At 70.7% G+C, this 13366-nt stretch carries 15 protein-coding genes; 8 read left to right on the forward strand and 7 right to left on the reverse strand.

What is annotated here, in order from left to right; genetic code table 11:
• Complete coding sequence (locus ABEG17_RS09510) at positions 1–429, reverse strand: Hsp20/alpha crystallin family protein (RefSeq protein ID WP_406833171.1); 429 nt, start codon at positions 427–429, stop codon at positions 1–3.
• Positions 430–587: 158 nt separating this feature from the next.
• On the opposite strand from ABEG17_RS09510, the gene ABEG17_RS09515 reads away from it, so the two are divergent.
• A complete protein-coding gene (locus ABEG17_RS09515) occupies positions 588–959 on the forward strand; it encodes a helix-turn-helix transcriptional regulator (protein ID WP_406833043.1) in 372 nt (123 codons plus the stop codon).
• Positions 956–1078 (forward strand): hypothetical protein, encoded by a 123-nt coding sequence (locus tag ABEG17_RS09520; protein ID WP_406833044.1) that lies wholly within the window; start codon positions 956–958, stop codon positions 1076–1078. The genes ABEG17_RS09515 and ABEG17_RS09520 overlap by 4 nt, the downstream gene beginning before the upstream one ends.
• Before the next feature lie 35 nt (positions 1079–1113).
• On the opposite strand, the gene ABEG17_RS09525 is transcribed toward ABEG17_RS09520, so the two are convergent.
• Together ABEG17_RS09525 and ABEG17_RS09530 are read right to left on the reverse strand one after the other, a co-directional pair.
• A complete protein-coding gene (locus ABEG17_RS09525) occupies positions 1114–1569 on the reverse strand; it encodes a VOC family protein (protein ID WP_406833045.1) in 456 nt (151 codons plus the stop codon).
• Positions 1570–1594: 25 nt separating this feature from the next.
• A complete protein-coding gene (locus tag ABEG17_RS09530) occupies positions 1595–2569 on the reverse strand; it encodes a helix-turn-helix transcriptional regulator (RefSeq protein ID WP_406833046.1) in 975 nt (324 codons plus the stop codon).
• A gap of 126 nt (positions 2570–2695) precedes the next feature.
• Here ABEG17_RS09530 and ABEG17_RS09535 point away from each other — a divergent pair, with 126 nt between their 5' ends.
• A complete protein-coding gene (locus ABEG17_RS09535) occupies positions 2696–4219 on the forward strand; it encodes an MFS transporter (protein ID WP_406833047.1) in 1524 nt (507 codons plus the stop codon).
• 116 nt (positions 4220–4335) lie between these two features.
• Here the strand turns inward: ABEG17_RS09535 and ABEG17_RS09540 are convergent, their stop codons facing one another.
• From ABEG17_RS09540 to ABEG17_RS09550, 3 genes are read right to left on the reverse strand one after another with little or no spacing between them, the layout of a single operon-like run.
• Positions 4336–4707, reverse strand: a complete 372-nt coding sequence (locus ABEG17_RS09540; RefSeq protein ID WP_406833048.1) for a fluoride efflux transporter FluC — start codon at positions 4705–4707, stop codon at positions 4336–4338.
• Entirely contained in the window at positions 4704–5096 is a 393-nt protein-coding gene (locus ABEG17_RS09545; RefSeq protein WP_406833049.1) for a fluoride efflux transporter FluC, read from the reverse strand. The genes ABEG17_RS09540 and ABEG17_RS09545 overlap by 4 nt, the downstream gene beginning before the upstream one ends.
• The gene (locus ABEG17_RS09550; RefSeq protein ID WP_406833050.1) at positions 5093–6322 is read right to left on the reverse strand and encodes a pyridoxal phosphate-dependent aminotransferase; all 1230 of its coding nucleotides are present in this window, start codon (positions 6320–6322) and stop codon (positions 5093–5095) included. The genes ABEG17_RS09545 and ABEG17_RS09550 overlap by 4 nt, the downstream gene beginning before the upstream one ends.
• Positions 6323–6372: 50 nt before the next feature.
• On the opposite strand from ABEG17_RS09550, the gene ABEG17_RS09555 reads away from it, so the two are divergent.
• A complete protein-coding gene (locus ABEG17_RS09555; protein ID WP_406833051.1) occupies positions 6373–8271 on the forward strand; it encodes a potassium transporter Kup in 1899 nt (632 codons plus the stop codon).
• Positions 8272–8288: 17 nt separating this feature from the next.
• Here the strand turns inward: ABEG17_RS09555 and ABEG17_RS09560 are convergent, their stop codons facing one another.
• Positions 8289–8945 carry a hypothetical protein gene (locus ABEG17_RS09560; RefSeq protein ID WP_406833052.1) on the reverse strand — a complete coding sequence of 219 codons (657 nt, stop codon included), beginning with the start codon at positions 8943–8945 and terminating at the stop codon, positions 8289–8291.
• Positions 8946–9031: 86 nt separating this feature from the next.
• Between ABEG17_RS09560 and ABEG17_RS09565 the strand changes: the two genes are divergently transcribed.
• The 4 genes from ABEG17_RS09565 to ABEG17_RS09580 all read left to right on the forward strand — a co-directional run bounded on the left by ABEG17_RS09565 (position 9032) and on the right by ABEG17_RS09580 (position 13366).
• Positions 9032–9478 carry a MarR family winged helix-turn-helix transcriptional regulator gene (locus tag ABEG17_RS09565; protein WP_406833053.1) on the forward strand — a complete coding sequence of 149 codons (447 nt, stop codon included), beginning with the start codon at positions 9032–9034 and terminating at the stop codon, positions 9476–9478.
• 124 nt (positions 9479–9602) lie between these two features.
• Complete coding sequence (locus ABEG17_RS09570) at positions 9603–10184, forward strand: MarR family winged helix-turn-helix transcriptional regulator (RefSeq protein WP_406833054.1); 582 nt, start codon at positions 9603–9605, stop codon at positions 10182–10184.
• Positions 10184–12355, forward strand: coding sequence for an MFS transporter (locus tag ABEG17_RS09575; RefSeq protein WP_406833055.1), 2172 nt, complete (start codon positions 10184–10186; stop codon positions 12353–12355). Before ABEG17_RS09570 ends, ABEG17_RS09575 begins: the two co-directional genes overlap by 1 nt.
• A gap of 180 nt (positions 12356–12535) precedes the next feature.
• Entirely contained in the window at positions 12536–13366 is an 831-nt protein-coding gene (locus ABEG17_RS09580) for an SDR family oxidoreductase (RefSeq protein ID WP_406833056.1), read from the forward strand.

Below are 13366 nucleotides of genomic sequence, written 5' to 3' on the forward strand. Positions count from 1 at the left end.
TCAGGCGCTGATGGCCTGCTGGTCCTCGTGGGTGCTGATCTCGACCTTGCGGGGCTTGGCCTGCTCCGCGACGGGGATCTTCAGGGACAGCACTCCCATGGCGTAGCCGGCCTCGATGCGTTCGGTGTCGAGGTTGTCGCCCAGGACCAGCTGTCGGCTGAACACGCCGCGCGGACGCTCCGCCGCGATCAGCTCTGCGTCGCTGGCCCGGGCCTGACGCTCGGCCCTGACCGTGACGACGTTGCGCTCCACGTCGATGTCGATCGAGTCCTGGCTGACGCCGGGGAGGTCGAACTCGACGTGGAACGTGTCGCCGTCGCGCCAGGCGTCCATCAGCATCGCCGAGGGGCGGGCCACGGTGCCACTGGGACCGAAGACCTGTTGGGTCAGGCGGTCCAGCTCGCGAAAGGGGTCGGTGCGCATCAGCATCGTCATCGTCTGTACCTCCATCGTCTAGGTGTTCATCGGTGGTCGCTGCGCCGTCGGCCGGGTCTCGACCTATGGCGGTCGCTATAGATTTTTTGTAGCACTGCCGGCATACTGAGGCAAGAGTCGTCCTGAAGAAAATCCCGAGGAAGTGAGGTGCCATGGCGCAGACCCGCCCCGACGGCGACCGCGGCCTGTACGGCATCTCCGTGGCGGCCGAGCTCGTCGGCATGGGCCCGCAGAACCTGCGTCTCTACGAGTCCCGCGGCCTGCTCGACCCGCAGCGCACCGAGGGCGGCACCCGCAGGTACAGCGCGGACGACGTGGACCGGTTGCGTCGGATCGGCGTCCTGCTCGATGCGGGCCTCAACCTCGCCGGCATCGGCATGGTCCTGGACCTGGAGCAGGAGAACGCCCGGCTTCGCGACGAACAGGAGGAACAACCATGGCCCGCGACGAGCATGCCCACGAGGACGACGCCGTCCCGGAAGCCGACCGGCTCGAGCAGGAAGAACCCGCAGAACCCGAAGTGAGCGAGGAACGGTTCTGGCCGGCTGCCCTGAGCAAGGAACTCGACGAGGCGGACCAGTTGGAGCAGGCTCACCCCGTCGTCGGCGACCCGGACGAGGGCTATCCACCGGACCCGGGCTGACTCGGACGAGACCGACCTCCTTGTCCGGCCGACCGTCAGCTGATGCAGAACTCGTTGCCCTCTGGGTCCATGAGCGTCACGGCGAAGTAGTCGGCTCCCTCGGGGGCCTTGACGGTCGCCACGGTGGCCCCGAGGGCGAGCAGCCGCTCGACCTCCGCCTCGAGGCTCTCGCGCCGCGCGGCATACGGCATCTCGTCGCGACCGGGGGTGTGGCGCACGTCGATGTGCAAGCGGTTCTTCACGGTCTTGCTCTCCGGGACCTCCTGGAACCAGATGCGCGGCAGGGCTCCTTCAGGGTCGACGATCGCGCCGCTGCCGTTCTCGGCGCCCTCGAGCTCTTCCTCCGGGATCCCCGCGGAGAGCCAGTAGTCGAGCCAGCTCGACCACCCGAGCGGGGCGGGCTCGGGCACGTAACCCATTGCTGCGCACCAGAACTCCACCAGTCGCGCGGAGTCCGTGCAGTCCACCGTCAGGTGCCAGTTCTTCGCCATGGAACGAGTGTGGCAGCCGGCGGTGTCAGCGGGGATCTGCCGCCGCGCTGAATCGTCCGGCCCACCGGCCGAGCAGGTGCAGCACCTCGGGCGGGGCCTCCTCGATGGTGAACGGGGCCTCGAGGACCCCGAGACCGAACGCCGCCCAGCGAGGCTGCCGGCCGTCCATCTCGACGCGGCACGTGTGGGCGTCGACGGCGGTCACCGTCGCCCAGTGCGCGATGCGCTCCTCGACCTCCTCCTTCGGCGCCTGGACCAGGGCGCGGAGCGAGCTTCCGATCTCGTTGCGGGACAGTCCTTTTCGGACGTATGCGGCCGCGTCGCCGCCGGGCACCTCCCGCGGCCGGAACCTCGCGCGGGTCCCGGACGGTTCGCTGAGGCGGTCGAGCCGGAACGAGCGCCAGTCCTGCCGGTCGAGGTCGTAGGCGAGCAGGTACCAACGGCGACCGACGGTTACCAGCCGGTGGGGCTCGACGTGACGACGCACCTGCTCGCCGGCGCTGACTCCGCCACGGGCCTGGTAGGTGAACCGTACCCGCTCGGTGTCGCGGGTCGCCTGGGCGATCGTCGCGAGCACGTCCGCGGTGACGGTCGGGGCCTGGGCGAACGGCGAGTCGTCGGTGACCGCGCGCAGGGCCTCGGCGCGGCGGCGCAGCCTGGGTGGCAACACCTGCACGACCTTGGACAGGGCGCTCACCGAGGCGTCCGCCAGTGGGCCGGCCGTCAGCTGGGCAGCACCGCCCAGGGCGACGACCATGGCGATGGCCTCGTCCTCCTCAACGGTCAGCGGAGGCATCGTGGCGCCGGCGCCGAGCTGGTAGCCGCCCTCCGTGCCCCTGGACGAGTCGACGGGATACCCGAGCTCGCGCAGCCGCTCGACGTCTCGGCGAAGGGTGCGTTCGGAGACCTCGAGCCGACCCGCGAGCTCGGGCCCGGACCAGAAGCGGTGGGTCTGGAGCAGCGACAGCAGTCGCAGCGTCCGGGAGCTGGTGTTGGCCATGGATCCAGCATGCACCGAGTAGCGGTCAGGAAGTGACCGGAAGCCTCCCTAGCGTGGTTCTCGAAGCACCCGAGCGAGCACCAACCGCCGGACCACCAGCAGCCGAACCACCAGGGAGAGAGAGTCATGACCGCCAGCGCCACCACCGTCCAGGACCCGATCGAGCAGGAACCGCCCCGGATCGAGGGGGCGCGGGCGCGCGGCCCGCTGCCCGTCGGACGGGCCCGCACCATCGCCCTGCTCAGCCTGTTCCTCGCCTCGACGATGGAGCTGCTCGACAACACCATCGTCAACGTCGCCCTGCCCACGATCGAGACCGCGCTGGGAGCCACGGCCTCCCAGCTGCAGTGGATGGTCGCGGCATACCCGCTCGCCTTCGCGGTCGGGCTCATCACGGGCAGCCGCCTGGGTGACCTGGTCGGGCGCAAGCGGATGTTCGTCCTCGGCCTGGTCGGGTTCACCGTGCTGTCAGCGGCCTGTGGTCTCGCGCCGAGCTCCGAGGCGCTGGTCCTGTTCCGGGCTCTGCAAGGGCTGGCCTCCGCGGCGATGATCCCGCAGGTCCTGTCCAGCATCCAGGTGATGTACGCGCCGCACGAGCGCGCCAAGGCGATGGGCCTGTTCACCGGCCTCGCCGGCACCGCGGCGGTCGCGGGACCTGTCGTCGGGGCCCTGCTCACCGAGGCCGACCTGTTCGGCTGGGGCTGGCGTTCGATCTTCCTCGTCAACGTGCCCGTCGGGGTGTTCGCCGTCGTTGCCGCGCTGCGCTGGGTGCCCGAGTCGGTGGCGCTGAGCCGTCCCCGCCTCGACCCCCGCGGTGTCACCCTGCTCGCCGGCTCGCTCCTGGCTGTGCTCTACCCCCTCACCATGGGGCGCGAGCTGGGGTGGCCCGCCTGGGTGTATGCCGTGATGGCTCTCGGCGTCGTCGGTCTGGTCACCTTCGTGGTGGCCCAGCGGCGGACCGAGTCCGCGGGGCGCGAGCCGCTGGTCGCGCTGAGCCTCTACCGGGGTCGCGCGTTCGCTGCCGGATCCGGCGTCTACACCCTCATGTTCGCGGCGATGGGCTCGCTGTTCATCGCCCAGACGATCTACTTCCAGGCCGGCCTCGGCTGGTCGGTGCTCAAGGCCGGGCTCGCCGGGCTGCCGTTCGCGTTGACCACCACCGTCACCGCAGGCCTCGGGGTCGCCGTCCTCGGGCCGCGCATCGGTCGACGGGTGCTCATGCTCGGCGGCGGGGTGTGGGCCGTCGGTGCGCTGGTCATGGCTGCCACGGTGCACGGTGCCGACGCCTCGACCTCGACCTGGGCGTTCCTCCCGGGGCTGATGGTGTCGGGCGCCGGGTTCGGCCTGATGGTGGCGCCGGTCGGTGCGTTCACCCTCGCCGACGTGCCCGTCGAGCACGCGGGCTCGGCCTCGGGACTGTTCAGCACCACAGGCCAGCTGGCGAACGCCGTCGGCGTGGCCGTCATCGGCACGGTGTTCTTCTCGGTCGTCGACGGCGGGACCTCGCGGGTGCCGTCGGAGCTGTTCGGCCCCGCCTTCGAGGTCGCCCTGGTCATCGTCGCCGGCCTGATGGTGCTGGCCGGAGGCGCCGCGCGCGCCTTCCCGGCCCACGCCGGCCTGGCGACCGCACCCGTGCCGACCGACGACTGAGCGCGGGCGGAGGCTGAGCCCCGCGCCATACACAGGTGACTGCACGTTTGGGGGCAGGAGGGTGACTCACGAGTCACTGTCCTGCCCCCAAACGCCGGAACTGGAGCAGCGGGGGGTCAGAGCAGGCGGCCCAGGGCCCAGCCGAGCCAGACGGCAGGCAGGCCGAGGCCGAGCGACAGGGCGAGGTTGGCCGCGAACGGCTTCCACTCGCGCCGTTCGAGGAACACCCAGGTCTCGAAGGCCAGGGTCGAGAACGTCGTCAGCGCACCGCAGAACCCGATGCCCACCAGCGGCAGCACCCACGACGGGGCCGTCGACCACCCGGCAGCGACCCCGAGGACGAACGAGCCCGCGACGTTGACGACCAGGGTGCCGACGATGGTGCCCGCGTCGAACCGGGCCCGCGACCAGCGGTCGACGAGGAAGCGTGAGGGCGCCCCGACGGCGGCACCGGCCACGACGAGCAGCGCAGCGGAGAAGCCCGTCACCGGCCGTCACCGAAGGCGCGCTGTCCCAGTCCGAGACCGAGCCCGACGGCGACGAGTCCGACGACGAACGAGGCGACGAGGTAGGTCAGGGCGAGGCCGTTGCGACCGGCGCCGCTGAGGGCGTGGACGTCCAGGGCAAGCGACGAGAACGTGGTCCAGCCGCCGAGCACGCCGACCCCGAGGAACGGGCGCAGCCACGGGTGAGGGTCGACCATCGTCAGGACCCAGGCCACCAGGAGCCCCATGGCGAGCGAGCCCGTCACGTTGACCAGGAACGTCGCCCACGGGAAGTCGCCGGTGACGTGCGGCAGCGCCAGGCCCACGGCATACCGGCCGAGCGAACCCACGGCCCCACCGAGGGCGACGACACCCACCAGGGCCCGCGTCATGCCCTGCGCGTCTCCAGGAACTCGGCGATCCGGCCGATCGCCTCGGTGAGGACCTCGATGTCGGGCAGGGTCACGAGGCGGAAGTGGTCGGGTTCGAACCAGTTGAACCCCGTGCCGTGGGTGACGAGGATCTTCTTCTCCCGCAGCAGCTCGATGACGAACTGCTGGTCGTCCTCGATGGCGTAGACCTCGGGGTCGAGCCGGGGGAAGCAGTAGAGCGCCCCGTGGGGTTCGACGCAGGAGACGCCCGGGATCTCGTTGAGCAGGCGCCAGGCGGTCTTGCTCTGCTCGTAGAACCTGCCGCCGGGGTGGATGTACTCCTCGATCGACTGGTAGCCCCCGAGCGCGGTCTGGATGGCGTGCTGGCCGGGGACGTTGGCGCACATCCGCATGTTGGCGAGCAGCGTCAGGCCCTCGAGGAAGTCCGAGGCCATCGACTTCGGACCCGACACCATGACCCAGCCGGCGCGGAAGCCACACACGCGGTACGCCTTCGACAGGCCGCTGAAGGTCAGGCACAGGACTTCGTCACCGGCATACGTGGCGGTGTGGTGGTGCACCGGCTGGTGGTGCTCGTCGGCGAAGAGGATCTTCTCGTAGATCTCGTCCGAGAGCAGGACGAGGTCGTGGCGGCGGGCGATGTCCACCAGCCCGCGCACGACGTCCTCGCTGTAGACGGCACCGGTCGGGTTGTTGGGGTTGATGACCACCAGGGCGTGGGTGTTCGGCGTGATCTTGGCCTCGATGTCCTCGAGGTCGGGGTTCCAGCCGTTCGACTCGTCGCACCGGTAGTGCACCGGCGTGCCGCCGGCCAGCGTCACGGCGCCGGTCCACAGCGGGTAGTCCGGGGCCGGCACGAGGATCTCGTTGCCCTCGTCGACGAACGCCGTGAGCACCATCGAGATCAGCTCGGAGACCCCGTTGCCGATGAAGACGTCGTCGACGTGCGTGTCGGTCAGCCCGCGCGACTGGTAGTAGTGCGCGACCGCGGTGCGCGCCGAGTAGATGCCGCGGGAGTCGCTGTAGCCCTGGGAGTTCGGCAGGTGGTGGACCATGTCCTGCAGCACGGCCTCGGGAGCCTCGAACCCGAACGGCGCGGGGTTGCCGATGTTGAGCTTGAGGATCTTGTGCCCCTCGGCCTCGAGCCGTTGGGCCTCGACGAGGATCGGCCCCCGGACGTCGTAACGGACCTGGTGCAGCTTGCGGGACTGGGTGATACGGCGCACGACGGACAGTCTTCCAGTTCCTCCGGCGCGGCGTGCGAGGATCATCCCTCGTGAGCAACCACGACAACGCACGGCACAAGGGTTGGGTGCCCTTGGCCCTGGGCGCACTCGGTGTCGTCTTCGGCGACATCGGCACCAGTCCGCTCTACGCGGTGCAGACGGTGTTCTCCATCGACCACAACGCCGTGCAGACCACCCCCAGCGACGTGTACGGCGTGATCTCGCTCGTGTTCTGGTCGATCACCCTCGTCGTGAGCGTCAAGTACGTCGTCTTCGTCCTGCGGGCGGACAACGACGGCGAGGGCGGCGTCATGGCCCTCGCCGCCCTCGCCCGGCGGTCGGTGCGTCCCGGCGGCCGGCGGTTCGGCCTGGTCATGGTCCTCGGTGTCCTCGGCGCGTCGCTGTTCTACGGCGACAGCGTGATCACCCCGGCGATCTCGGTGATGTCGGCGATCGAGGGCCTCGCGGTGCCGGCGCCGGGGCTGGCGCACCTCGTCGTGCCCCTGGGCGCCGTCATCATCACGGGCCTGTTCGTCGTCCAGAGGTATGGGACCCAGCTCGTGGGCCGGTTCTTCGGCCCCGTGATGGTCCTGTGGTTCGCGGTCCTCGGTGTCCTGGGCGTCGGGCAGGTCGTCCGGGACCCCGCGATCCTGCGGGGGTTGTCACCCTCCTACGCGGTGCTGTTCGTGGTGGACCGGCCGTTCGTCGCCTTCGTGGCCATGGGTGCGGTCGTCCTGTCCATCACCGGTGCCGAGGCCCTGTATGCCGACATGGGCCACTTCGGCCGGTCGCCGATCCGGCGGGCCTGGTTCTTCGTCGTCTTCCCGTGCCTGACCCTGAACTACCTCGGGCAGGGCGCCCTGCTGCTGAAGGACCCCACCTCGGCCCGCAGCCCGTTCTTCCTCATGGCACCGGCGTGGGCGCAGATCCCCCTGGTCGTGCTCGCGACCCTGGCCACCGTGATCGCCTCCCAGGCCGTCATCTCCGGCGCCTACTCGGTCTCGCGGCAGGCCGAGCGCCTCGGCTTCCTCCCGCGGCTCACGGTCCGGCACACCTCGAAGGTCGAGCGCGGCCAGATCTACGTCCCGGCGGTCAACTGGACCCTCTTCGTGGGCGTCCTCATCCTGCTCGTGACGTTCCGTTCCTCCGCGCGGCTCGCCACGGCATACGGGCTGGCGGTGACGGGGACGTTCCTCATCACCACCACCTTGTTCCTGCTGCTGGCCGAGTCGGCGTGGGGATGGAGCCGGGGCCGGCTGCTGCTGCTGGGCATCCCGCTGTTCGTGCTCGAGCTGACGTACTTCGCCGCCAACCTCACCAAGGTCGTCCACGGCGGATGGCTGCCGATCCTCATCGCCTTGCTCGTCGCGACGGTCATGCTGACCTGGCAGCGCGGGCGCACCCTGGTCACCCAGCGCCGCGTCGAGATGGAGGGACCGCTGGCGCCGTTCGTGGAGTGGCTCGCCTCCGAGCACGTCACCCAGGTGCCGGGGACGGCCGTCTTCCTGCACACGGACAAGGACACGACCCCGCTCGCCCTGCGGGAGAACGCGACCTTCAACCACGTCCTGCACGAGCACGTGCTCATCGTGACGACCCGCTCGGCCAACGTCCCCGTGGTCGCGCCGGACGACCGGTTCGAGATGGACCCCCTCGGCGACCCCTACGACGCCGTGGACCACCTCACGATGAGCTTCGGCTTCCAGGAGGACCAGGACGTGCCGCGGGCCCTGGCCCAGGCGCGGGAGGCCGGGCTGGTCGACATCGACCCCACTGAGGCTTACTACTTCCTGTCCCGGATCAGCATCCAGCGCGGCCGTGGCCAGGAGATGCCGGCGTGGCGCAAGCGGCTCTTCGTCGGTCTGGCGCACAACGCCGCCTCACCGATCGAGTACTTCCACCTGCCCGAGGACCGCACCGTGGCCATGGGAGCCGCGGTCGTCCTCTGACCCGCTGGGGAGCCGGGTCAGGCGAGGACCTCGACGGTCGTCACGACATCGGTCACGCCGGGTGCCCGCGGCGTGGACGAGAAGCCGAACCGGCACGGCGGGTCCACCGGCGCCAGGGTGCCGAGGTCGGTCCCGCGCCACGACCCGGTCAGGGACGTGATGTGGTGCAGGTCGTGGGCGCCGTACCACTCGCGGCGTCCCGAGCGGGCCTGTCCGCGCGTGCTCACCCCGCACAGCACGGTGCGGGCGACCGGGTCGACGGCGGCGGCGAACAGCGGGCTCGCCGCGAGCGGCGTGGGTATGGCGCGCAGCAGGTGCCCGAGCGCGGCGCGCCGTCCGACGACGAAGGAGAGGTCCAGCCCTTCAGCGCTGACGGTCCAGTGCGCCGTCCCGGACGCCTCGGCCGGGGGAGCGTGCGGGGGAGCCGTCGGGGGAGCGGCGGTGACCGCCCGCAGCGGCGCCACCGCGACCTCGTCGAAGACGTACGTGTCGGCCACGAACTCGGCGACCGCCGCGCTCGGCGCGAGCAGCACGCGGTGGCCGTCGGGCTGTTCGAGCATCACGTCGGCGAAGGCGCCCAGCGGTGAGGCGTCCCACCGCCCGACGACGACGCGAACCCCTGAGGTGCTTCCCACGCCGGCGATCTGGCCGTGGAACCGCTGTCGTCCGTGCACGGGCCCACCCTGACACGCGCCACGGGAGGACGTGCGTCGGTGGGGGTCGTGCGGCATCCCGGCCTCGGCGGCCATACGCTTTTGTCATGTCACCCCAGTCCCCCCTCGGCGAGCTGGAGGTCGAGCTCACCCGGCTGCTGCGCCGGGCGCGCAGCTCCCAGCACCGCATCGCGTCCGAGGTGCACCCCGACCTGGACGCCTCCGGGTATGCGGTGCTCGTCACCGTGCGGGACCTCGCCGCGGCCGGTGGTGGCGCTCGGGGTGGCGACATCTCCGAGGTGCTGGGCCTGCACAAGTCCACGATGAGCCGCAACCTGGCGGTGCTCGAGGAGCTCGGGCTCATCGAACGCATCCCCGACCCCCTTGACGCGCGGGCTCGTCAGGTGCGGCTGACCCCTGAGGGTGACGAGGCCCTGGACCGGTCGTTCCAAGGCCGTCGCGAGCGTCTTCGCCAGCAGCTCACCACGTGGGAGACCCCGGACATCGCCGAGCTCGCGCGCCTCCTGCGCCTGCTCAACGACACCGCAGGCTGACCCCTCCCTCGCCGCCACCACGACGGCCCAGCGGCGTCGGGTGCGGTGCCGTGTTCCCGGAATCAAGTTGCATAGCGCAACCAACTAGGTTTATCGTTGTGTTCTGCAACCAAAGGAGTTCGTCGTGGTCACCACCCTCGCGACCAAGCCGGCGGCCGGGACGCCCACTCCCGACGCCCCCCTCGAGGTCATCGCCGCCCTCACCAGCCTGATCCGTGCCAGCCGGGCCATCGGCCGCCAGCGGCACGACCAGCTCGGCGCCTCCGGCACCCCGCTGGCCGTCCTCAAGGCGCTGTCGCGCGCCGACGACGGACAGGCCCGCCCCGGCGACCTCGCCGTCGCCGCCGGCGTCGCCCCCTCCGTCGTCAGCCGGGTCCTGCCCAAGCTGGAGGAGGACGGCCTCGTCGTCCGCCGTCGGGACGAGGCGGACGCTCGGTCCTGCCACATCATCCTCACTCCCGAGGGTCATGAGCAGCTGGCCGCGATCCAGCGCGAGTACGCCGAGGTCCTGCGGACCGCGCTGGTCGACGTGCCGCCGGAGGAGATCCGGCGGATGCCCCAGACCCTGGGCCTCCTGGAGCGCGCCCTGCTGCGCGCCGCCGACCAAGGTGCTCCGCGCCATACCGGGCTCGCGCCCAGCCTGCGGCCCGCGCAGGCGACCACCGACTCCCACGCCATCCACGAGAACAGCCAGGAAAGCCACTGATGTCAGCCACCACCGTCTCGGCACCACCCGAACCGACGACCGCCCACCCCGTCGCCGAGGAGATGAGCCACAAGCAGATCCTCGAGGCCATGACCGGCCTCCTCGCCGGTCTCTTCACGGCCCTGCTCAGCAGCACCATCGTCTCCACCGCGCTCCCGACGATCATCGGTGACCTGCACGGAACCCAGCACCAGTACACCTGGGTGATCACCGCGTCGCTGCTCGCGACGACCGTCAGCACGCCCATCTGGGGCAAGTTCTCCGACCTGTTCAGCAAGAAGCTGCTCGTCCAGCTCTCACTGGTGATCTTCGTGATCGGCTCGATCGGTGCAGGCCTGTCGCAGAGCGTCGGGTTCCTCATCGCCTGCCGCGTCGTCCAGGGCCTCGGCATGGGTGGGCTCACCGCCCTGACCCAGTCGATCATGGGCGCGATCATCGCCCCGCGGCAGCGCGGTCGGTACTCCGGCTACATGGGTGCCGTCATGGCGGTCTCGACCGTGAGCGGGCCGCTGCTCGGCGGCGTCATCGTCGACAGCTCGCTCGGCTGGCGCTGGACGTTCTTCGTCTGCATCCCGCTTGCGATCATCGCCCTGTTCATCCTGCAGGCGACGCTCCACGTGCCCACGATCAAGCGCAACCCCAAGATCGACTACCTCGGCGCCGTCCTCATCGCGATCACCGCCTCCCTGCCCCTGCTGTGGATCACCTTCGCGGGCAACGACTTCCCGTGGTGGTCGCTGCAGACCGCGTACTTCCTCGTCGGCACCGCCATCGCGCTGGCCCTCACCCTGGTGGTCGAGAGCCGGGCCAAGGAGCCGATGGTCCCGCTCAAGGTCCTCAAGAACCGCACCGCCGGCCTCGTCGTCGTGGCCAGCGCGGCCGTGGGCATCGCGATGTTCGGTGGCACGACCTTCCTCACGCAGTACTTCCAGATCTCGCGGGGCTACAGCCCGACCAAGGCCGGCCTGCTCACCATCCCGCTCATGGCCGCCCTGCTCGTCTCCTCGACCGGCGCTGGTCAGATCATCAGCCGCACCGGCAAGTGGAAGAAGTTCCTCGTCGGCGGCGGCGTGTTCCTCGTCGCCGGCCTGGCCTGGCTCGGAACCATCGACCACACCACCCCGATGTGGCACATCGGGCTCGCGATGGCGCTCATGGGCTTCGGTCTCGGCGCGATGATGCAGAACCTCGTGCTCGCCGTCCAGAACACCGTCGACGTCCGCGACGTCGGTGCCGCCTCGGCGACGATCGCCTTCTTCCGCACCCTCGGTGGCGCCGTTGGCGTCTCGGCGCTCGGCGCGGTCCTCGCCACCCAGGTGACGACCAGCATCACCGAGGGGCTCACCAAGCTCGGCCCGAAGGCGGCTGCCGCCGGCGGGTCCAGCAGCGGGACGCTGGACCTCAAGGACATGCCCGCCCCCGTGGCACAGATCGTCCGCGCCGCGTACGGCGACGCGACCGGCCACATCTTCCTCATCGCGGCCATCGCGGCCGTCGTGGCCTTTCTTGCCGTGCTGTTCATCAAGGAGGTGCCGTTGCGCACCACCGTCTCGATCGGTGAGGACGCCGCGGCCGCCGCCACCACGGGCACCGGTGCTCCTGCCTTCACCGAGGTGCTGGAGGCCGCGGACGAGGACGTTGCCGAGGACGTGGCCGTTGCGCGCCCCGGGACGACGTTGGTCGACCGGCACGGTGAGGCCATCTCTGAGGAGAGCCGCACCAGGGCCCGCGTCGAGGCCCGCGCCGAGCGGGCGCTGGCCCACCAGTCGCCCGCCGACTCGAACGAGCTCACCGCCCTCGCCGCGCTCGACGTGCTCACCAGCGCCCAGGACGAGATCCGGGGTCGCGTCGACGCCGGCGACGAGGCGATCGCCGCCGCACGGCAGCTGCTCAAGGGGCTCGGGCGCGACGTGGACGCCGCCTTCAGCCAGTTCCACACGGGTCTGGAGTCCGTGATCCGGCAGCTCGAGGAGCCGGCGGCGGGCCGACACTCCCAGCAGCGAGCGGCGGACGTGCTGCACGACCTGGAGTTCACGCTGTTGCGCAGCACCCAGGCCACGGCCGACCGGGTCGTCGAGGCGGCCCACGCCGAGGCTGAGTCGATCGTCGCCAGGGCCCGCCACGAGGCCGAGCGCACCGCCGAGCTGGCGCAGCGGGCGCGCCAGTCCTGACCGGCCCCTCAGTGAGCGCGAACTGCCGGGACCCCAGCCAGGGTTCCGGCACTTCGCGCTCACTGGGCGTTCTCCCGTATGGCGCGCGGGCGCCATACGGTGTCGAGCCCGGAGGTGAGGTGACGAGGCCCACGCCCGCACCTCGTTCCGTGGCTACCAGCGGGTAACTAGTCTCGGGCCATGAGCCAGGAGCTGAGTGGGACCACGATCATCATGTCCGGCGGCAGTCGGGGGATCGGCCTCGCGATCGCCATCCGGGCCGCCCGGGCGGGGGCCAACATCGCCCTCATCGCCAAGACCGACCAGCCCGACCCGCGCCTCGCAGGCACGATTCACACCGCTGCCGCCGAGATGGAGAAGGCCGGCGGTCAGGCACTGCCCATCGTCGGCGACATCCGCGACGACCAGACCATCGCCACGGCGGTCGAGAAGACCGTGGCGCAGTTCGGTGGGATCGACGTGGTGGTCAACAACGCCAGCGTCCTCAACCTCAGCCCGACCGCCGACCTGGACCCGAAGCGGTACGACCTCATGCAGGACGTCAACGTGCGGGGGACGTTCATGCTGACCAAGGCGGCGATCCCGCACCTGCTGGCCTCGCCCAACCCGAAGGTGCTGACCCTCAGCCCGCCCATCAACCTCGAGCCGCGCTGGCTGGCTGGACACCCGGCCTACACGATGGCGAAGTACGGGATGACCTTGGCGGCGCTGGGGTTCGCCCACGAGCTGGGCCCCAAGGGTGTCTCCTCGACCTGCCTGTGGCCGGCCACCCTCGTGGCCACCGATGCGATCGGCAACCTGCCCGGCGGCGACAAGATGGTGGCCGTGTCGCGCCGTCCCGAGATCGTGGCCGACGCGGCCTACGAGATCCTCTCCACGCCCGGCCAGTCCCTCAACGGACGGACGATCATCGACGAGGACCTGCTGCGCTCGCGCGGGGTCGAGGACTTCGCGCCGTACTCCATGACCGGGAAGGACGAGGGGCTCGCGCCCGACCTGTTCATCGGCTGA

The organism is Pedococcus sp. KACC 23699, from assembly GCF_045348425.1.
Taxonomy (GTDB): domain Bacteria; phylum Actinomycetota; class Actinomycetes; order Actinomycetales; family Dermatophilaceae; genus Pedococcus.

Bases quoted from the DNA above. Each gene is read 5' to 3' on its own strand.
- ABEG17_RS09510 (WP_406833171.1), bottom strand. From the start codon at position 429: ATGCTGATGCGCACCGACCCCTTTCGCGAGCTGGACCGCCTGACCCAA.
- ABEG17_RS09515 (WP_406833043.1), top strand. From the start codon at position 588: ATGGCGCAGACCCGCCCCGACGGCGACCGCGGCCTGTACGGCATCTCC.
- ABEG17_RS09525 (WP_406833045.1), bottom strand. From the start codon at position 1,569: ATGGCGAAGAACTGGCACCTGACGGTGGACTGCACGGACTCCGCGCGA.
- ABEG17_RS09530 (WP_406833046.1), bottom strand. From the start codon at position 2,569: ATGGCCAACACCAGCTCCCGGACGCTGCGACTGCTGTCGCTGCTCCAG.
- ABEG17_RS09535 (WP_406833047.1), top strand. From the start codon at position 2,696: ATGACCGCCAGCGCCACCACCGTCCAGGACCCGATCGAGCAGGAACCG.
- ABEG17_RS09545 (WP_406833049.1), bottom strand. From the start codon at position 5,096: ATGACGCGGGCCCTGGTGGGTGTCGTCGCCCTCGGTGGGGCCGTGGGT.
- ABEG17_RS09565 (WP_406833053.1), top strand. From the start codon at position 9,032: ATGTCACCCCAGTCCCCCCTCGGCGAGCTGGAGGTCGAGCTCACCCGG.
- ABEG17_RS09575 (WP_406833055.1), top strand. From the start codon at position 10,184: ATGTCAGCCACCACCGTCTCGGCACCACCCGAACCGACGACCGCCCAC.
- ABEG17_RS09580 (WP_406833056.1), top strand. From the start codon at position 12,536: ATGAGCCAGGAGCTGAGTGGGACCACGATCATCATGTCCGGCGGCAGT.